At 47.6% G+C, this 246-nt stretch carries 1 rRNA gene; it reads left to right on the top strand.

The features are described 5' to 3' along the window. Positions 1-44: 44 nt before the first annotated feature. A 16S ribosomal RNA gene (locus tag H5120_RS20330) occupies positions 45-246 on the top strand; the annotation flags it as partial.

The following is a 246-nucleotide window of genomic DNA, read 5'->3' on the forward strand; positions in this document are numbered from 1 at the left end:
AAAAATTCAGAATTCATTGAGCTGTCGAAAGACATAAAACTTTTTAATTGAAGAGTTTGATCATGGCTCAGATTGAACGCTGGCGGCAGGCCTAACACATGCAAGTCGAGCGGTAACAGAGAGTAGCTTGCTACTTTGCTGACGAGCGGCGGACGGGTGAGTAATGCTTGGGAACATGCCTTGAGGTGGGGGACAACAGTTGGAAACGACTGCTAATACCGCATAATGTCTACGGACCAAAGGGGG

Origin of the sequence: Pseudoalteromonas sp. SR43-2 (assembly GCF_014163885.1) — a bacterium.
Classification (GTDB): Bacteria; Pseudomonadota; Gammaproteobacteria; order Enterobacterales; family Alteromonadaceae; genus Pseudoalteromonas; species Pseudoalteromonas distincta.